Source organism: Gemmobacter fulvus (assembly GCF_018798885.1).
Classification (GTDB): Bacteria; Pseudomonadota; Alphaproteobacteria; order Rhodobacterales; family Rhodobacteraceae; genus Gemmobacter; species Gemmobacter fulvus.
Genome location: NZ_CP076361.1, coordinates 2,722,541 through 2,741,286 on the forward strand (window position 1 = coordinate 2,722,541; position 18,746 = coordinate 2,741,286).

General features: G+C 64.9%; 18 protein-coding genes and 1 pseudogene. 12 read left to right on the forward strand and 7 right to left on the reverse strand.

The genetic code is table 11. The features are described from left to right. Positions 1–109: 109 nt before the first annotated feature. Complete coding sequence (locus KM031_RS13165; RefSeq protein WP_215506100.1) at positions 110–2,608, reverse strand: GcvT family protein; 2,499 nt, start codon at positions 2,606–2,608, stop codon at positions 110–112. Positions 2,609–2,768: 160 nt separating this feature from the next. On the opposite strand from KM031_RS13165, the gene KM031_RS13170 reads away from it, so the two are divergent. Both KM031_RS13170 and KM031_RS22705 read left to right on the forward strand, forming a co-directional pair. Beyond that, entirely contained in the window at positions 2,769–3,176 is a 408-nt protein-coding gene (locus tag KM031_RS13170; protein ID WP_215506101.1) for a DUF2946 family protein, read from the forward strand. Between the two features lie 158 nt (positions 3,177–3,334). After that, a pseudogene (locus KM031_RS22705) lies at positions 3,335–4,617 on the forward strand (PepSY-associated TM helix domain-containing protein). A 162-nt stretch (positions 4,618–4,779) separates the two neighbouring features. On the opposite strand, the gene KM031_RS13180 reads toward KM031_RS22705, so the two are convergent. Genes KM031_RS13180 through KM031_RS13190 form a run of 3 tightly spaced genes read right to left on the reverse strand, consistent with a single transcriptional unit; the run spans position 4,780 to position 6,798 of the window. Continuing rightward, the gene (locus KM031_RS13180) at positions 4,780–5,571 is read right to left on the reverse strand and encodes a metal ABC transporter permease (protein ID WP_215506205.1); all 792 of its coding nucleotides are present in this window, start codon (positions 5,569–5,571) and stop codon (positions 4,780–4,782) included. Beyond that, positions 5,564–6,325, reverse strand: coding sequence for a metal ABC transporter ATP-binding protein (locus KM031_RS13185; RefSeq protein ID WP_215506102.1), 762 nt, complete (start codon positions 6,323–6,325; stop codon positions 5,564–5,566). Before KM031_RS13185 ends, KM031_RS13180 begins: the two co-directional genes overlap by 8 nt. Further along, positions 6,322–6,798 carry a Fur family transcriptional regulator gene (locus KM031_RS13190; protein WP_215506103.1) on the reverse strand — a complete coding sequence of 159 codons (477 nt, stop codon included), beginning with the start codon at positions 6,796–6,798 and terminating at the stop codon, positions 6,322–6,324. Before KM031_RS13190 ends, KM031_RS13185 begins: the two co-directional genes overlap by 4 nt. A 70-nt stretch (positions 6,799–6,868) precedes the next feature. On the opposite strand from KM031_RS13190, the gene KM031_RS13195 reads away from it, so the two are divergent. Beyond that, the gene (locus KM031_RS13195; RefSeq protein WP_215506104.1) at positions 6,869–7,861 is read left to right on the forward strand and encodes a zinc ABC transporter substrate-binding protein; all 993 of its coding nucleotides are present in this window, start codon (positions 6,869–6,871) and stop codon (positions 7,859–7,861) included. Between the two features lie 62 nt (positions 7,862–7,923). Continuing rightward, entirely contained in the window at positions 7,924–8,928 is a 1,005-nt protein-coding gene (locus KM031_RS13200; RefSeq protein ID WP_246567150.1) for an aldose epimerase family protein, read from the forward strand. On the opposite strand, the gene KM031_RS13205 is transcribed toward KM031_RS13200, so the two are convergent. Continuing rightward, positions 8,910–9,695 (reverse strand): HalD/BesD family halogenase, encoded by a 786-nt coding sequence (locus KM031_RS13205; RefSeq protein ID WP_215506105.1) that lies wholly within the window; start codon positions 9,693–9,695, stop codon positions 8,910–8,912. The two genes, KM031_RS13200 and KM031_RS13205, sit on opposite strands and share 19 nt — an antisense overlap. A 96-nt stretch (positions 9,696–9,791) precedes the next feature. Between KM031_RS13205 and KM031_RS13210 the strand changes: the two genes are divergently transcribed. Then, positions 9,792–10,664, forward strand: a complete 873-nt coding sequence (locus KM031_RS13210; RefSeq protein ID WP_215506106.1) for a LysR family transcriptional regulator — start codon at positions 9,792–9,794, stop codon at positions 10,662–10,664. Here the strand turns inward: KM031_RS13210 and KM031_RS13215 are convergent. Continuing rightward, positions 10,616–11,866, reverse strand: coding sequence for a urate hydroxylase PuuD (locus tag KM031_RS13215; protein WP_215506107.1), 1,251 nt, complete (start codon positions 11,864–11,866; stop codon positions 10,616–10,618). The genes KM031_RS13210 and KM031_RS13215 overlap by 49 nt on opposite strands. Before the next feature lie 113 nt (positions 11,867–11,979). Between KM031_RS13215 and KM031_RS13220 the strand changes: the two genes are divergently transcribed. Genes KM031_RS13220 through KM031_RS13235 form a run of 4 tightly spaced genes read left to right on the forward strand, consistent with a single transcriptional unit; the run spans position 11,980 to position 15,383 of the window. Then, positions 11,980–12,921 carry a LysR family transcriptional regulator gene (locus KM031_RS13220; RefSeq protein ID WP_215506108.1) on the forward strand — a complete coding sequence of 314 codons (942 nt, stop codon included), beginning with the start codon at positions 11,980–11,982 and terminating at the stop codon, positions 12,919–12,921. 60 nt (positions 12,922–12,981) lie between these two features. Further along, positions 12,982–13,899, forward strand: a complete 918-nt coding sequence (locus KM031_RS13225; RefSeq protein WP_215506109.1) for a diacylglycerol/lipid kinase family protein — start codon at positions 12,982–12,984, stop codon at positions 13,897–13,899. After that, positions 13,896–14,663 (forward strand): metallophosphoesterase family protein, encoded by a 768-nt coding sequence (locus KM031_RS13230; protein WP_215506110.1) that lies wholly within the window; start codon positions 13,896–13,898, stop codon positions 14,661–14,663. The genes KM031_RS13225 and KM031_RS13230 overlap by 4 nt, the downstream gene beginning before the upstream one ends. Positions 14,664–14,666: 3 nt before the next feature. Next, positions 14,667–15,383, forward strand: a complete 717-nt coding sequence (locus KM031_RS13235) for an alpha/beta fold hydrolase (protein ID WP_215506111.1) — start codon at positions 14,667–14,669, stop codon at positions 15,381–15,383. Here KM031_RS13235 and uraH read toward each other — a convergent pair. Continuing rightward, positions 15,380–15,739: a hydroxyisourate hydrolase gene (gene uraH / locus KM031_RS13240; RefSeq protein WP_215506112.1), complete on the reverse strand. Its 360-nt coding sequence runs from the start codon at positions 15,737–15,739 to the stop codon at positions 15,380–15,382. The genes KM031_RS13235 and uraH overlap by 4 nt on opposite strands. Positions 15,740–15,894: 155 nt before the next feature. On the opposite strand from uraH, the gene puuE reads away from it, so the two are divergent. The 3 genes from puuE (at position 15,895) to KM031_RS13255 (ending at position 18,707) form a co-directional block, all read left to right on the forward strand. Continuing rightward, a complete protein-coding gene (gene puuE, locus KM031_RS13245) occupies positions 15,895–17,313 on the forward strand; it encodes an allantoinase PuuE (protein WP_215506113.1) in 1,419 nt (472 codons plus the stop codon). Then, positions 17,310–18,146 carry a bifunctional allantoicase/(S)-ureidoglycine aminohydrolase gene (locus KM031_RS13250; protein WP_215506114.1) on the forward strand — a complete coding sequence of 279 codons (837 nt, stop codon included), beginning with the start codon at positions 17,310–17,312 and terminating at the stop codon, positions 18,144–18,146. Before puuE ends, KM031_RS13250 begins: the two co-directional genes overlap by 4 nt. Positions 18,147–18,218: 72 nt before the next feature. Continuing rightward, a complete protein-coding gene (locus KM031_RS13255) occupies positions 18,219–18,707 on the forward strand; it encodes an ureidoglycolate lyase (RefSeq protein WP_215506115.1) in 489 nt (162 codons plus the stop codon). The last annotated feature ends 39 nt before the right edge of the window (positions 18,708–18,746 follow it).

The following is an 18,746-nucleotide window of genomic DNA, read 5'->3' on the forward strand; positions in this document are numbered from 1 at the left end:
GCCTTGCCCGGGCGCCGAGATACAAGGCCTGCGCGCCAAAGGCGCGCTCCGCTTGAATAGACAAAGGCCGCCCCGGATGGGGCGGCCTTTCGGTTTGCTGCGGGTCGGGTCAGCCGTCGATGCGGATCCGGGCATTGGAGGGATCGAAGGGGCTGTCTTCCACCACTTCCACATCCCATTCCTGCAACAGCATCTTGACCTTCAGCCGGGTGCCCACTTCGGCCAGTTCGACCGGCACATACCCCATGCCGATCTGCTTGCCAAAGGCCACCGAATAGCCGCCCGAGGTCAGACGACCGACCTTGACGCCGTCTTTCAGCAGCGCTTCCTTGCCCCAGGGATCGGTGTCGCCCGGCCCGTCGATCAGCACGGTCACGCATTTGAAGCGCACGCCGGTATCGAGCATCGCCTGCTTGCCGTGGAACTCTTTCTTCAGATCGACAAAGCGGTCCAGACCGGCTTCCAGGGGCGTCGCATCGCGGCCCAGTTCCGTGCCGAAGGCACGATAGGATTTCTCCTGCCGCAGCCAGTTCTGCGCCCGCGCGCCGACGCCCTTCAGACCGTGCTTTTCGCCGACCGACCAGATCAGATCCCACAGGTAGCGGCCAAATTCGATCGGGTAATGCAGCTCCCAGCCCAATTCGCCGGTATAGGCCACGCGGATCGCGCGGACCGGGCACATGCCCAGTTCGATGTCGCGGCAGCTCAGCCAGGGGAAGCGCTTGTTCGACAGAACGGTGTCCGGGTTGGCGTCCTTGACGATCTCTTTCAGCAGGGCGCGGGCATTCGGGCCGGCCAGCGCATAGACGCCCCATTGGGTGGTGACGTCATGGATGTCGATATGACCGCCGCCGTTGCCCATGAAATCCTCGGCGGATTTCAGCAGGTAATCCGAGTCATAAGAGGTCCAGGCCCCGGCAGAGATGATGTAGTATTCATTCTCCTTCAGCCGCACGATGGTATATTCGGTGCGGGTGGTGCCGGTTTCGGTCAGCGCATAGGTCAGGTTGATGCGGCCGACCTTGGGCAGGGTGTTGCAGGTGAAATGATCGAGGAAGGCGGTGGCACCGGGGCCGCGCACCAGATGTTTGGTGAAGGCGGTGGCGTCGATGATGCCGACGGTGTTGCGCACAGCTTCGGCCTCGGCCACGGCATAGGGCCACCAGGCGCCACGGCGGAACGAGCGGCTGTCATGGTCGAACGACGCGGGCGCATCTTTCGGGCCATAATAGTTCGGGCGATCCCAGCCGTTCACCTGCCCGAATTGCGCGCCCATCTCCTTCTGGCGGTCATAGGCCGGGGCGGTGCGCAGCGGGCGGCAGGCTTCGCGCTCTTCGTCCGGGTGGTGCAGGATGAAGACATGCTCATAGCATTCCTCGTTCTTGCGCGCGGCATATTCGGTGGTCATCCACTGGCCATAGCGGCGCGGATCAAGCGACGCCATGTCGATCTCGGCCTCGCCTTGCGTCATCAGCTGCGCGAGGTAATGGCCGGTGCCGCCCGCCGCGGTGATGCCGAAGCTGAAGCCCTCGGCGATCCACATATTGCGCAGTCCCGGCACCGGGCCGACCAGCGGGTTGCCATCGGGGGTATAGCAGATCGGGCCGTTGAAATCGTCTTTCAGACCGACGGTTTCCGACGAGGGCAGGCGGTGGATCATCGACATGTATTCGGCTTCGATCCGTTCCAGATCCAGCGGGAACAGGTCGGCGCGGAAGCTTTCGGGCACGTCATAGAGGAAACGCGCGGGCGCATTGCGCTCATAGGGACCAAGGATCCAGCCGCCACGCTCTTCGCGCACATACCATTTGGCATCGGCGTCGCGCAGCACCGGGTGTTCCGGGTTGTTCTTGCGGAACTCTTGCAGCATTGGATCGGGTTCGGTCACGATGAACTGGTGTTCCACCGGAATTGCCGGGATCTTGACGCCCAGCAGGCGCGCCGTACGCTGTGCATGGTTGCCGGTGGCGGTGACAACGTGTTCGGCGGTGATCTCGAACTTGTCTTCGCCGGGCACCAGCATGCCACCCTTTTCGATCATGCGGGTGCAGGACACGATCCATTCGCTGCCGGTCCAGCGGTAGCCATCCACCTGCACCTTGCGTTCGATGGTGGCGCCGTGCTGGCGCGCCCCCTTGGCCATCGCCTGCGTCACGTCCGCCGGGTTGATATAGCCATCCTGCGGGTGATAGAGCGCGCCCACCAGATCACTGGTGTTCAGCAGCGGCCAGCGCTCTTTCATCTGCGCAGGCGTCAGGAATTCGTGATAGACGCCCGCCGTTTCGGCGACCGACGAATACAGCATGTATTCGTCCATGCGTTCCTGATGCTGGGCCATACGCAGGTTGCCCACCACGGCAAACCCGGCATTCAGGCCGGTTTCCGCCTCCAGCGATTTGTAGAAATCGACCGAGTATTTGTGGATATGGGTGGTCGCATAGCTCATGTTGAACAGCGGCAGCAGACCGGCGGCATGCCAGGTGGAGCCGGAGGTCAGCTCGTCACGTTCGACCAGCATCGTATCCCAGCCGGCTTTGGCAAGGTGATAGGCAATCCCGTTGCCGACGGCACCACCGCCGACAACCAGAGCTTTGACATGGGTTTTCATCGGGGCCTCTCCGTGGCGCATGGGTTTTGCCATAGATGCCAGAGGATCGGCGCAATCGCCAAGGTGGTCCGACCTGTTGCGGCAGAAAACGACATGGCGCACCGGAAAGCGGCAGCTTGTCGCCTTGACGCAGGCCGGGGCGCGCGGATAGCCATGCGCCATGTCTGCCCGCGTCGCCCATTCCCTGACCCGCGTCCTTGGTTTTCTGCTGGTGCTGCCATTCATGGCCATGGCGCTGGTGGCACCGGGCGTGATGCCTGCGCGCAGTCAGGATGGCGCGATCACCATGGTGATCTGTGCCGATGGTATGGCCGTTGAATTGCGGGTCGATCCGGCAACGGGCCAGCCTGTTGAGACGGATGCGATGGCGGGCACTGACACGGCACCCGAAGACGGGCGCTGCGACTGGTCGCAGGCGGTTTCGGTGGCGGTGCTGCTGGCGCAGCCTGATCTGCCGCCGCCGCTGCGCCTGCTGCGCGCCGTTGTTCCTGTCGCGCCGAAGGATCTGTGGCGGCCCGCCCATGATCCGCGTGGCCTCTGGGCGCGGGGACCGCCTGCCTCTGTCTGATCTTTCGCCCTGAAAAATCACACAGACGGAGTTTTTCCATGTCGACCCCAACACCCGGCCTTGCGGCCGGACACGGCGAAGGCCGTGCAAACAAGCTGTATTTCGCAATCTGGCGCTGGCATTTCTATGCCGGGCTTTATGTGATCCCGTTCCTGTTCATGCTGGCAGCCACCGGCCTGATCATGCTGTGGATCAGTGTCCTGTCCGGCCTTGGCGATGAACGGATGACCGTCACGCCCGGCGGCACCCCGATGGCGCTGAGCGCGCTGCAAGCGGCGGCAGAGGCGGCAGTGCCCGGAGGCACCGCCACGCAATATGTGGCCCCGCTCAGCCCCGGCCATACTGCGGCCTTTGCCGTGGCAACCGACAGCGGCAAGACCGGTGTCACCCTGAACCCCTATACCGGCGAGGTGCTGCACAGCTTCCCCTGGCGCGCAGGCTGGTATGATTTTGCCAATGATGTGCATGGCACGCTGATGATCGGCAATACCGGTGACTGGCTGATCGAGGCGGCGGCGAGCCTTGCCCTGCTGCTGATTGCGACCGGCATCTATCTGCATTGGCCGCGCAATGGCGGAACCTGGCGCGAGGCGCTGGTGCCCTCGTTCTCCAAGTCCGGGCGGGCGCTGTGGAAATCGCTGCACGGGGTGATCGGGCTTTGGGTCTCGTTGCTGCTGGTGGTGTTCCTGATTTCCGGGCTCAGCTGGGCTGGGGTCTGGGGTCGAAATTCGTGCAGGCCTGGTCAACGTTTCCGGCGGAAAAATGGGACAATGTGCCGTTGTCGGATGCCACACATGCCAGCATGAATCACGGTGCCGCCAAGGAAGTGCCCTGGGGTCTGGAACAGACGCCGCTGCCCGCATCGGGCTCGCTGGCCGGAACCATGGCCATCACCGGGCCTGTCACCATCGATTCGGTGGGCGCATTCGCACAAAGCCTTGGGTTTGTTCACCGCTTTCAGCTGAACCTGCCGGGTGATGCGGGCGGGGTCTGGACCATCAGCCATGACAGCATGTCGAATGATGGCCCGAACCCGGCGGCAGATCGCACGATCCACATTGACCAATATACCGGCAATGTTCTGGCGGATGTGCACTATGCCGATTATTCGGTTTACGCCAAGGCGATGGCCTGGGGCATCGCCTTTCACGAAGGTGATATGGGGCTGTGGAACGTGGTGCTGAACACGGTGTTTTGCCTCTGCATCGTGTTTCTGACGCTGTCGGGCCTTGTGATGTGGTGGAAGCGCCGCCCGTCCGGGGCGGGCCGTCTGGCCGCGCCGCCCCGGCCCGATCTGGTGCCGCTGACGCGCGGGGTCGTGCTGATCGCCCTGGTGCTGTCGATGGCCTTCCCAATGCTGGGGCTGAGCCTGCTGGCCGTGCTGGCCTTTGACCTGATCGTACTGTCCAGCCTGCCGCCGCTGAAACGCGCGCTGTCCTGATCTGCATCCCGGTGGCAGGGCGCTGGCTTTGCCACCGGGGGCAGGGGATGCTGGCCCCGATCTGCCGGAGGATCGGATGCGCCTTGTTCCGTTGTTGGTGTGTCTGGCCCTTGCCACCCCTGCGGCGGCCGATGGCGCTGGGGTCGGTGCGCAAGGGCGGGCTTACCCCTTGCGCAACTGTCCGAGCGAGGCGGCAAGCGTGAACGCCACCGCCGCCACCGCCACGATGGAGGGGCCGGCAGGCGTGTCGTAGTGCAGCGACAATTGCAACCCGCCCAGCACCGCGCCCACTCCGATCAGCGCGGCAAGGGCCGCCATCGCCTCGGGCCCGCGCGCCAGCCCGCGCGCCGTTGCCGCCGGGATGATCAGCATGGCGGCAATCAGCAGCGCCCCCACCACCTTGAGCGCCACAGCCACCGTCAGCGCCAGCGCCAGCGTGAGGATCAGGCGCTCGCGGTCGGGGTTCAGCCCCGAGGCGGCGGCCAGATCCTCGTTCAGGGTGGCGGTCAGCAGCGCCGACCAGCGCCAGACCAGCAAGCCGACCACCAGCGTCGCCCCGCCCCAGATGAAGCCGAGATCGGCCTTCGACACCGCCAGAATATCGCCGAACAGATAGGCCGAAAGATCCACCCGCGCATCGGGCACAAAGCTGACGGCAACCAGACCCAGCGCCAGCGCCGAGTGGGCCAGCACGCCCAAAGTGGTATCCATCGCCCAGCCGCGCGCGGCCAGCGTGGCGACAGTGACGGCCATGGCCAGCGCCACCGCCAGCGTGCCAAGCCCGATCGGCAGGTTGAACGCCAAGGCCAGCGCCACCCCCAGAATCGCGGCATGGGAGGTGGCATCGCCGAAATAGGCCATGCGTCGCCACACCACGAAGGAACCCAGCGGCCCCGCCGCAAGGGCGACACCAATGCCCGCGAGGGCGGCGCGGATCAGGAAATCGTCAAGCATGGGTGTGCCCGTGATGGTCGTGATGATCATGCGGATGGTCATGGGTGTGATCGTGGTCATGGGCGTGCTGATACAGCGCCAGCGCGCCCTGCGTGCCCAGCCCGAACAGCGCACGGTATTCCGGCGCATTCGACACCACGCGCGGTGTGCCTTCGCAGCAGATATGGCCGTTCAGGCAGATCACCCGGTCCGATGCGCTCATCACCACATGCAGATCATGGCTGACCATCAGCACGGCGGCGCCAGTGTCGCGCCGCACCTCTTCGATCAGCCGATAAAACGCGGCCTCGCCCGGTTGATCGAGGCCCTGGGTCGGTTCGTCCAACACCAGCAGATCGGGTTTGGTCAACAGCGCGCGGGCCAGCAATACGCGTTGGAACTGCCCGCCCGACAGGCCCGCCATCGGGCGATCCGCCACTTCGGGGACGCCGACGCGGGCCAGTGCGGCATCGCTGTCGGCGCGGCTGTGGCGATGCGGCAGCGACAGAAACCGCCGCGCCGTCATCGGCATGGTGCGGTCGATATGCAGCTTTTGCGGCACATAGCCGATGCGCAGGCCGGGGCTGCGGCTGACGCGGCCATGGCTGACCGGCAGGATGCCCAGCAGGGCGCGCAGCAGGGTGGATTTGCCAGAGCCGTTGGGGCCGAGAATCGTGACGATTTCGCCCTTGGTCACCCGCAGCGACACGTCATGCAGCACTTCGCTGCCGCCTGCGCGCACGCAGATGTTCTGCGCCTCGACCAGCGCGGTCATGCGGTGGCCGTGCAGGCCGGGCACAGGCCCAGAGCCTCGATATTCGCCCGCTCCACGGTAAAGCCGAGGCTCTCCGCCGCCGTTTCCAGCGCCGCGCGCACGGGGGCGGCGGGGGCTTCGGCCACCGCATCGCACAGGCGGCAGATCAGGAAGGCGGGGGCGTGATCCTCGCCGGGGTGCATGCAGGCGGTGAAGGCATTCAGGCGGCGGATGCGGTGGGCAAGCCCTTGATCCACCAGAAATTCCAGCGCGCGGTACGCAACCGGCGGCTGGTTGCCGAAGCCTTCGGCGGCCAGCCGTTGCAGCACGTCATAGGCCCCCATGGCGCGATGGGCCTCCAGCAATATCTCCAGCACGCGGCGACGCACCGGGGTCAGGCGCGCGCCATTGGCCGTGGTCAGCGCCTCGGCGCGGGCCAGGACATCGCCGGAACAATGGGCATGATCGTGCTGATGGAAGGCGGGGGATGACATTGCTGCCCTCTTGACGTGTTATGATATTACATACATAGACCCTGCACCGGAAAAGCGAAGGGGTCAAATGATGCGTTATACCATATCGGCTGCGATGGCTACTCTGGCCGCTCTGCCCGCCATGGCGGATGTGCCCTCTGTGGTGACAGATATTGCCCCGGTTCATGCGCTGGTCGCCACGGTGATGGGTGATCTGGGCCAGCCGGAACTGTTGCTGGACAAGGGCGCGGATGCGCATGATTTCCAACTGCGCCCCAGTCAGGCCGCTGCGCTGCAATCGGCGGGGCTGGTGGTCTGGGTCGGGCCGGAGATGACGCCCTGGCTCGACCGCACGCTGGACGGTCTGGGCGGCAGTGCGCCGCAACTGCGCCTGCTGGCCGCCAAGGGCACGCATCTGCAAGAGTTCGGATCGACGCATGAGCATGACCACGACCATGGGCATGACCATGCCGAGGCGCATGACGATCACGCCGGGCACGCCGAGGCCGAAGGCCATGACGACCATGCAGGCCACGATGACCACGCGAGCCACGACCATAGCGGCACCGATCCGCATGCCTGGCTGGACCCGGCGAATGGCGCGCTGTGGCTGGGCGTGATCGCGGCAGAGCTGTCGCGCCTCGACCCGGACAATGCCGCAACCTATGCCGCCAATGCCGAGGCGGGGCAGGCCCGGATCGGCACCGTGGACGCCGGGATCGAGGCGCTGCTGGCGCCGGTGAAAGGCAAGCCGTTCGTGGTGTTCCATGATGCCTATGGTTATTTCTCGGCGCATTACGGGCTGACCGTGGCCGGATCGGTGGCCTTGGGCGATGCCTCGGCTCCGGGGGCGGCACATCTGGCGACCCTGCGCGAAACGGTGGCGGGCGGCGGCGCGCTGTGCCTCTTTCCCGAAGCCGGGCATGACCCGAAGCTGACGACGCAACTGGCCGAAGCCAGCGGCGTGACGCTGGGCGCCGCCCTTGATCCCGAAGGCAGCCTGGCAGAGCGTGGCCCCGATGCCTATGCGCAGATCCTGCAAACTTTGGCGCAGAGCCTGCATGACTGCCTGAACAAGGGCTGATCGGGCTTGACCCCGCCTGTTCCTTTGCCATGGTAGCGCAAACACAGGCGGGGGTGGCAAGGATGCAGAACGGGGCAGGTGGGATCCGCGAGTTTGGCCGGATGGCAGATGGGGCCAAGGTGCAGGCGATCACGCTGCGCGCCGGGGCCCTGTCGGTGACGCTGCTGACGCTGGGTGCCATCTTGCAGGAGGTGCGGCTGGCCGGGGTGGCGCATGGCCTCACGCTCGGGTCTGACCGCGTGGCCGATTACGAAGGCGCGATGCGCTATCATGGCTCTTTGATCGGGCCGGTGGTCAACCGCCTGTCGGGGGCCGAGGCGCGGATCGGCGATGTGCTGCACCGCTTCGAGGCCAATCAGGACGGCTGCATCACCCTGCATGGCGGTGCGGCGGGCACGCATCTCAAACTGTGGCAGATCGCGCGTGCGACCGACACCGAGGCACTGCTGACGCTGACGCTGCCTGCGGGCGAGGGTGGGTTTCCGGGCAGGCGGCAGGTGCAGGCGTTGTGGCAGATCGCGGCCCCGGCCAGCCTGACCCTGACCATCAGCGCCAGCACGGATGCCGATACGCTGATCAATTTTGCCAATCACAGCTATTGGAATCTGGATGGCAGCAGCACTTGGGCCGGGCACAGCCTGCGGGTTGCGGCGGATCGTTATCTGCCCACCACCGAGGCTTTCACGCCCACCGGGGCCATTGCGGATGTGGCGGGCACCGCGATGGATTTCCGCGAAGGCCGGGCCATCGCGCCGGGCGATCCGCTGCTCGACACCTGTTTTTGCCTGTCGGACAGCGCACAGCCCTTGCGGGATGTGCTGTGGCTGACCGGGCAGTCGGGTGTGGGCCTGACCGTGGCCACGACCGAGCCGGGGATCCAGGTCTATGACGGGCGCAATGCGCTGCGCCCCGGCCAGACCCCGCATGAGGGGCTGGCCATCGAAGCGCAACTCTGGCCGGATGCGCCCGCCCACCCGGAGTTTCCCAGCATCCTGCTGCGCGCCGGGGAAAGCCGCGCGCAGACGGTGCAATGGCGCTTTGAAGCGCCTCAGGCCGCGCGCCCGTAAAAGCCGCGCTGCTCTTCGGCGGTGAAACGCACGCCTGGACGGTCGAAATAGGAAAACACCGCAATCATGCGCGGGCGGTCGCCCTCGACCGGCGTTACCCGATGCGCCGTGTGTTTGCCGCGGAACACGTTCAGCGTGCCGGGCGTTACCTGCATCGTCTGCATCTGCGGGTCTTGCCCGCGCAAGAGCCGCGCCACGCCCTCATAATTCGGGTCGGTTTCGCTGCGCAGATCGGTGCGGTATTCAAACAGCCCGCCTGCCTTCGGCGCTTGCAGCAGCAGCGTGGTGGTGAATTCCGACCTGTCGAAATGCCAGTTCAGCCCTTCGCCTGCGCGGTAGGCCATGGCGTTCACTGCCGCCAGCGGATCGGCCATCGGGTGCAAGGCCTCTTTGCCCATGGTGGCGGCCAGAAAGGTGGCAAAGGCGGGCCAGTGATAGAGGCGGCTCAGCGGGCCGTCCAGTTGATCGGCGCAGAGCGTTTGGTTGCGGGTTTCCACCTCGACCAGTGCCGGATGGTCGGCGGGCAATGCGTCGATGGATTTGCGGAAATAGATGTTGTGACGGCGGGCATGGGTATAGGCCTCTTGCGCGAATTTCGGCGCGAGGCTGGTTGCCAGTGCTGCCACCGCCGCAGGCCGGAAGAAGCCTTCCAGATTGAACATTCCGGTGGCGGCCAGATCGGCCTGCGCCTGGGCCACAAGGGCCTGCCATTCCGCGCTGCCGGGACGATCCAGCGGGTAACTGTCCAAAGAGAGGATGTCGTGCATGTGAGCCTCCGTGCTTTGGGCCAGTTTGCGGCAATCGCCCCGAGTTGCAATGTGGGCAAAAATCGTGAAGCCTAAGGAAAATTATGGGAGGTGCGCATGGATCTGCCACCACTGACTGCCATCCGGGCCTTTGAGGCGGCGGCGCGGGCCGGGTCTTTTGTGCTGGCCGGGGCAGAGCTTGGGGTGAGTGCGGCGGCGATCAGCCTTCAGGTCAAGGCGCTGGAGGCGCATCTGGGCAAACGGCTGTTCCTGCGGCAGGGCAACCGGCTGACGCTGACCGAGGCGGGGCGGGCGCTCTATCCGCGCCTTGGTGCGGCGCTGGCCGATATGGCGTTGGCCACGGCAGAACTGCGGGGCGGCCCGCAGCGCCTGCCGCTGATCGTTTCGGTGCTGCCCTCGCTGGCGGAATGCTGGCTGATCCCGGCTCTGGCAGGCTTTGCGGCCGAAGGGCTGGCGCTGCGGGTGGAGGATGATCCGGTGGATTTCGCACGCAGCGGCGCGCATCTGCGGCTGACTTATGGCATCCATGCCTACCCGGATCATCAACTCGTGCCGCTGTTCCGCGACCGGATCATTGCCGTCGCGGCCCCCGGCGGTGCCGCGCTGCATATCCACACCGATTGGGGGGCGTCATACCCGACAGAGCCGAATTGGGCGGCCTGGACGGCGGCGCAGGGGCTGGAGGCCCCGGATCCGGCACGTGGGCTGGTGGTTGGGTCCAGCGGCATGGCGCTGGCGGCGGCGCGGGCGGGGCTGGGGCAGGCCTTGGTGCCGGGCCGCTTTGCCGCCGCCGATCTTGCGGCGGGACGGTTGCTCCGGCTGGGGGGCCCGGCCTTGCCGATGCGCGCCGATTACATGGCGATTCATCCGGTGGCCCAGGCGCGCCGCCGGGGGCTGGCGGCATTGTTGGCGCATCTGCGTCAGCTGTCGGTGCCCGATGCCGCCTCCGATCCTGCTGATGCACCCTGATACCAGCGGATGATCGCCTCGCGCTCTTGCGGCTCGATATAGCTCAGATTGGCAGGGGGCATGGCATGGGTCAGACCGGCCTGCACATAGATGCGCCGCGCCTCTTGCGCGATCTGGGCCGGGGTTTCCAGCAGCACCGCCTTGGGCGCCCAATGCAGCCCCTCCCATGCCGGTTCTGCTGCATGGCACATCGAACAGCGGCCCTGCACGATGCTGGTGACTTCGTCAAACCCCTCGGCGCTGGCATAGGTGAGGGCGGGGCCACGCAGCGCCGCCTCTTCCACTGGCGCGTCATGCCGGAACGAGGACAGCCAGGCGATGACGATCATCAGGATCACGGTCGCAGCCCAGGTCCAGTGCGGCGCGCCCTTGCGGGCGTGCTGGGTGTTGAACCAATGGCGGATCGTCACCCCCATCAGGAACACGAGGCTGGCAATCGCCCAGTTATAGGGCGTGGCAAAGGCCAGAGGGTAGTGGTTGGACAGCATCAAAAACAGAACAGGAAGCGTCAGATAATTGTTATGTGTGCTGCGCTGTTTTGCGATTTTCCCATATTTCGGGTCCGGCTTGCGGCCTGCCTTCAGATCGGCCACCACCACGCGCTGATTGGGCATGATGATGAAGAACACATTCGCTGACATGATCGAGGCGGTGAAGGCCCCCAGATGCAGCAGGGCAGCGCGGCCCGAAAACACCTGCGTATAGAAATACGACATCGCCACCAGCACGCCGAACAGCGCCACCATCAGCGCGGTCTGGTTGGCATTCACGAACAGCTTGCACAGCGTGTTATACGCCACCCAGCCAAAGGCGAGCGAGGCCATGGAGATCACGATGGCCTGCCAGATCGCCAGATCGGCCACCGCCGGATCGACCAGATAGAACTCTGCTCCCAGATAATAGACCAGCACCATCATGGTGAAGCCCGAGAGCCAGGTCATGTAGCTTTCCCATTTGAACCATACGAGGTGATCGGGCATCGACGCGGGGGCGACCAGATATTTCTGGATGTGGTAGAAGCCGCCGCCATGCACCTGCCATTCTTCGCCATCCGCCCCGGAGGCCAGATTGCGGTCACGGTGCAGGCCCAGATCCAGCGCGATGAAATAGAAGCTGGAGCCGATCCAGGCGATGGCGGTGATGACATGCGTCCAGCGCACGGCGAATTCGACCCATTCCCAGATCACGGCGAAATCATACATGGTGGGCCCCCTTTGCCGGTTTCTCCAAAGGCTATACCGTCGCATACCTTTCTGTTAATTCATCAAATGGCTGATCACTTTCAAATGCGCGCAGAAAATGAAGCGGAAGCTGCATGTCTTACGTCAATAACATCAAGATGTTCGTGCGTGTCTATGAATTGGGCAGCATGAGTGCGGCGGCGCGCGATCAGCGCACATCGCCCGCCGTGTCTTCGGCGCGAATCTCGGAGCTGGAAAAGCATCTGGGCGTGCGGCTGTTCAACCGCACCACGCGCAGCCTGCAACCGACCGAGAATGGCCGCATCTTTTATGAAGGCGCGCGCCGGGTGCTGGAGGCGATCGACGAGGCCGAGGCGGCGGTGGTCGATGCCACGCAAAACCCGCGCGGCACGATCTTCGTGGCGGCCCCTCTGGGCATCGGGCGGCGGTTCATCGCGCCCTATGTCCCTGCGTTCAAGGATCTTTATCCGCAGATTGACGTGCGGTTGCGCCTGTCGGACCGCAATGTCGATGTGACGGCGGAAGGGCTGGATATTGCCTTTCATCTGGGCCTGCTGGAGGACAGCACGCTGAAGGTGCGGCTGGTTGCGGATTGCCCGCGCCTGCTCTGTGCCTCGCCCGCCTATATCGCGCGGCGCGGCAATCCGGTGGATGGTACGGCGCTGGTGGAGGACCGGCATGATTGCCTGAACCTGCGCTTTCCGGGGGCGAAGGAGTTCCAGTGGACCCTGCAAACGCCCGATGGCCCGCGCCGGTATGAGATCAGCGGCCCGTTTGAATCGGATGATGGTGATGTGCTGACCGGCTGGGCGCTGGATGGGCGGGGCATCGTGATGAAGCCGATTTTCGAGGTGGCCGAACATTTGCGCGCCGGGCGGCTGGTGCCGGTGGTGACTGCCAACCCGCCAATGCCGACGCAATTGTCCTGCCTGAGCCAGCACCGCCGCTTTCGGGATCCGAAAATCCGGCTGTTTGTCGATTTCATTGTGGCACGGATCCGGGCGGATATGGCGGAGCGCATGGCCGATCTGGCGCGGGAACCCGATGTGCAGTGAGGCGTTACCCTCTCAGACGGCGCAGGCCGACCGTGTGACGGCATGATTCAAGGTGCGTGAATGACACTTTCTCCCGAGACGATCTGCGTCGTCGCCAATCCAAAATCGGGTCGCAACAGCAAGGACAAGGCGGCGATTGATATCGCCATGCGCGCCTTTGGCCCCAAGGCCACGTTGCGCCGCTGGAACAAGAATGACGATCTGGATGCCTTCGTGCAAAAGGCGGTTGCTGACGGCTTTACCACCATCGTGGCGGCGGGTGGCGATGGCACGGTGATGGGCGTGGCCCATGCGCTGATGGAATGTGACGCCAATCTGGGCGTGCTGCCGCTGGGCACCTTCAATTACTTCGCGCGGGGGCTTGGTCTGCCGCAAGAACCCGAGGCGGCGGCCAAGGCCATTCTGGCGGGGCATCCCGCGCGGATTTCGGTCGGCTCGGTCAACGGGCAGCTGTTTCTCAACAATGCCAGTGTCGGGATTTATCCGACCATCCTGCAAGCACGCGAGGCGGTCTATGACCGCTGGGGCCGGTCGCGGATGCTGGCGCATTGGTCGGTGATCAAGACCCTGGCGCGGTTTCAGAAACCGTTGCGCATGGAACTGACCGCCGATGGCGTGCGCCAGACGCTGAAAACGCCGCTGATTTTCGTGGCCCGCTCTGCCTATCAGCTCGAACGCTTCGGCTTGCAGGGCGCACAGGCCATTTCGGATGACAATTTCGCCGTGTTCATCGCCAAGGGCGGCACCCGCTGGCACCTGTTCAAGCTGGCCTTGCGACTGGCGCTGCGCCGGGTACAGGCCGGGCGCGACATCGACATGCTCTACGCCCGGGAGATCACTGTGGAAACGGCCCGCAGGCGGCCCCGCGTCGCCTTTGATGGCGAAAAGCGCAAGATGCTGGCACCGCTGAATTTTCGCATCCATGATGACGCGCTGAGCATCATCCTGCCGGACGAAGCGGATAAAGTCGACGCATGACCCGGTTGATTCATCTGTCTGACCTGCATTTCGGCGCGACCACCCCGGCGCTGCTGGATCCGCTGTGCGAAATGGTGGCCGAACTGGCCCCGGATATGGTGGTCGTGTCGGGGGATCTGACACAGCGGGCGCGGCCCGCGCAATTTGCGCAGGCGGCGGCCTTCATGGCGCGACTGCCCGCGCCGGTGCTGGCGATCCCGGGCAATCACGATGTGCCGCTGTGGAATCTGGCCGAACGGTTTCTGGCCCCCTGGCGGCGCTATCGCCGCCATATCGGCCCGGATCTGGAGCCGGTGCTGCGCAACGAGGCAATGGTGGTCGTCGGGGTGAACACCGCCAATCCCTTTGCGTGGAAGCAGGGCCGTATTACTGATGCACAGCTTGACCATGTGGCGCGGGCCTTTGCCGATGCAGGCCCGCGGGCGCGGGTTGTGGCGATGCACCATCCGCTGGAACATTTGCCGGGGGAAACACAATGGATCATGCAGGGGGCCGCCGAGGCGCTGCGCCGCCTGCCGGAAGTCGGCGCGCAGATCGTGCTGTCGGGGCATATCCATGTCAGCCATGCCGGGCCGTTCACCGCCGCGCCGGGGCTGCTGTTCGTGCAGGCGGGCACCGGCCTGTCATCGCGCACCCGCACCGAGCGCAACGCCTTCAACGTGCTGGATTTCACGCCCGGCCGGGTCGCGGTTCACACGGTTCTGGCCGATGAGGGCGGCGGGTTCCGGCAATTGGAGGCGCGCCATTCCGCGCCGCTGATCTGACCGATGCGCCGCATCTGGGACCGCGCGCCGCTGGCGATTGATGCGGTGGATGGTCTGCCGGACGGGCCGCAAGCCGATGTGCTGGTGCTGGCCTTTGCCAGCATCGGCCATGATCCGGCGCAGATGCCCTCGCCCGAGTTTCGGCGCATGGCAGTGGGCGGGCAGGGGCGGGCGGCGCTGTTCGTGATGGATCGCAGCCGGTCCTGGGGCAATACGCCCGATTTCGCACCCGCCGTGCAGGCAGCGGTGGCGCATATGCGCCAGAGGCAGACCATCCGGCGGATTGTCACGCTCGGCAGTTCGATGGGCGGGTTCTGCGCGCTGGTGGCGGCCAGCCTTTTGCCGGTCGATGTCGTTCTGGCCTTTTCACCGCAGTTCAGCGTGGACCCGAGGGTGATGACGCAAGAGAACCGCTGGCGCGACTGGACGCGGGCGATTGACCGCTTCACCCATGCCACAGCCCCGCTGCCGCAGACGCGGATCACTCTGTTTCATGGCGCGGTGGATGATCTGCCTCAGGCGCTGGCCTTTCCGGTGCAGCGCGGGCTGGACCACCTGCTGTTCCCCGATCAGACACATGCAGGGCTTGCCGCGCATCTGAAAGCGCGCGGCGTGATGGAGGGTCTGCTGGAGGCCGCGCTAGAGGACGACCGCCGCCGCCTGCTGCGCATCGCAGCCTCGGCAGGCGGACGGCTGCGACAGCGGCTCTATCCGGCCTAGCTGCCGCGATAGGTGGAATAGGCAAAGGGCGAGATCAGCAACGGCACATGGTAATGCGCATCGGCATCGGCAATGCCGAAGCGGATCGGGATTTCATCCAGAAACAACGTGCCCTCACCGGCCTGACCCGAGGCGCGCAGATAGTCGCCCGCGCAGAATACCAGCTCATAGCTGCCCGCCTTCAGATCGGCCCCGGCCAGCATCGGCGCATCGGTGCGCCCATCGGCATTGGTGACGGTTTCGGCAATCTTGCGATGGCTCTGGCCGCTGAGGCGATAGAGCATGATCCGCACCCCCGCGGCCGGCTTGCCCTTGGCGGTATCGAGAACATGGGTGGTCAACCGTCCGCTGTTCATTCCTGGCCTCTTGTGACTGGCGATCTTCGCAGCAAGTCTGCCCCGCTTTGCCCGCCAATGCGACAGCGGAGTTGCGGGAAAGGTCTTTCGTGGATTTTTTGAAAAAATCCTGCGACTTTCGCGCCTAATGTGAAGATCAGGACAGAGGGGGAAAAATGCCGAACCGTTATCCGCGCGATTTTCTGGGCCATGGCGCAATGCCGCCCGATGCACAGTGGCCGGGCGGCGCGAAAATCGCCGTCTCCCTGGTGTTGAACTATGAAGAGGGCGGCGAGAACAACCTGCTGCATGGCGATGGCCAGTCAGAGGCGTTCCTGTCCGATATCGCTGGCGCGGCCCCCTGGCCGGGGCAGCGCCACTGGAACATGGAATCGATCTATGATTACGGCGCGCGCGCCGGGTTCTGGCGCCTGCACCGGCTGTTCACCGAGCGCAAGATTCCGGTGACGATCTATGGCGTGGCCACGGCTCTTGCCCGCAGCCCCGAACAGGTGGCGGCGATGAAGGCCGCCGATTGGGAAATCGCCTCGCATGGCCTGAAATGGGTCGAACACCGCGACATGCCCGAAGAGGTGGAGCGCGCCCAGATTGCCGAGGCGATCCGCCTGCATACCGAGGTGGTCGGCACCCCGCCGCGCGGCTGGTATACCGGGCGGTGCAGCATGAACACCGTGCGCCTGACCGCCGAAACCGGCCAGCTTGACTGGATCTCGGATACCTATGACGACGATCTGCCCTATTGGCTGGAGGTCGGGGACCGCGATCAGCTGGTGATCCCCTATACGCTGGAGGCGAATGACATGCGGTTTGCCACCGCCCCCGGCTATATCACCGGCGAGCAGTTCTATCAGTATCTGAAAGACAGTTTCGACACGCTTTATGCCGAAGGGCAGGCTGGGGCGGCCAAAATGTTTTCCATCGGTCTGCATTGCCGCCTGATCGGCCGTCCGGGCAAGATTGCGGGCCTGCAACGCTTCCTCGACTATGCACAATCGCACAGTGGCGTCTGGTTCCCGCGCCGCATCGACATTGCCGAGCATTGGGCGAAAACCTATCCGAACAAACGCTTCGAGCGTCCATCTCAGATGAGCCAAGAGCGTTTTGTGACGGGCTTCGGTTCCATTTTCGAACATTCGCCGTGGATAGCCGAAGGTGCCTTCGATCTGGAGCTTGGCCCTGCTTTCGACTCGGCGGTGGGCGTCCACAACGCCCTGTGCCGCATCTTCCGCAGCGCCCCGTCCGAGGCACGGCTGGCAGTGTTGCGTGCGCACCCGGATCTGGCTGGCAAGCTGGCGCAGGCAAGGCGGCTGACGGCGGACAGTACCGCCGAACAGGCCTCGGCGGCGCTGGATGCGCTGACGGATGAGGAGCGCAGCACCTTTGCAACGCTGAATGCCGCCTATGTGGCGAAACACGGTTTTCCGTTCATCATCGCGGTGCGCGATCACAGCAAGGCCTCGATCCTTGCGGCGTTCCAGACCCGCATCACCAACGATACCGCCACCGAATTCTCCACCGCCTGCGCGCAGGTGGAGCGCATCGCAGAGCTGCGGCTGAAGGATATGTTCCAATGACCGGTTATTACGCACCGAAAGGCGGCCTGCCGCCGCAAACCGCGCTGATGACTCAACGTGCGGTCTTTACCGATGCCTATGCCTTTATCCCCAAAGGCTGTTTTTCGGATATCGTCACCAGCAACCTGCCGGGCTGGACCAATACCCGGCTCTGGCTGATTGCACGGCCGATGTCGGGCTTTTCCGAAACCTTCAGCCAATATGTGATGGAGGTCGGCCCCGGCGGCGGATCAGACACGCCCGAGCCGGAAACCGGTGCGCAGGGCGTGATCTTCATGACCGAAGGCGAATTGTGGCTGTCGATTGACGGGCAGGAACATGACCTTGGCCCGGGCGGTTATGCCTATCTGCCCGCAGGCTGTGCGTGGCGGGTCAAGAACGCCAAGACCAGCCCGGCGCGGTTCCATTGGGTGCGCAAGCTTTATGAAACCGCACCGGGCGTTGCTGCGCCTGAGGCCTTCGTGACCTCGGACCGCGACATCAGCCCGATCGCCATGCCCGATACCGGGGGCCGTTGGGCCACCACCCGCTTTGTCGATCCGGGCGATCTGCGCCATGACATGCATGTGAATGTGGTCACGTTCCAGCCCGGCGGCGTGATCCCGTTCGAGGAAACCCATGTGATGGAACACGGGCTGTATGTGCTGGAGGGCAAGGCGGTCTACAAGCTCAATCAGGATTGGGTGGAGGTGGAGGCAGGCGATTTCATGTGGCTGCGCGCCTATTGCCCGCAGGCCTGTTATGCCGCCGGCCCCGGCCCGTTCCGCTATCTGCTTTACAAGGATGTGAACCGCCACGCGCGGCTGCGCGGGGTGGGCGGCTTTGGTCGCTGACGGCGCGGCCTGTCGCATGACGAAACCTGCGGGGCCGGACTGCGGCCCCGCCCCCCCGGTGAAAGGCTGCCGATGCGCGATATTCTTGCCGAACCCCTGACCGCTGCCGCCTTTGCCCCGTTCGGGGATGTGCTGGAGGCCGCAGGCCCGCCGGACCGGATCATCAATCAGGGCCTGTGTGGGCGGTTCCATGATCGGGCGCGGCTGGATTTCGGGCCGGATGCGCGGGCGGGGCTGTCGATCTTCAAGGCAGAGCCGCGCAGCTTTCCGTATCTGCTGGAGATGGTGGAGCGGCACCCGGACGGCTCGCAGGCGTTCGTGCCGATGACTAGGGATGCGTTTCTGGTGATCGTCGCCCCGGATGCAGACGGCACGCCGGGGCAGCCGCGCGCGTTTCTGACCGATGGCACCCAGGCCATCAACCTGCATCGCGGCACCTGGCATGGCGTGCTGACACCGCTGGCCGAACCCGGTCTGTTTGCGGTGATCGACCGCATCGGCCCCACCGCCAATCTTGAGGAACACTGGTTTACGGAGCCTTACACCATCCTTCCGGCCTGACAGGCGCGGCGGGCAAGCCCGGCAAACGGGCCAATCACC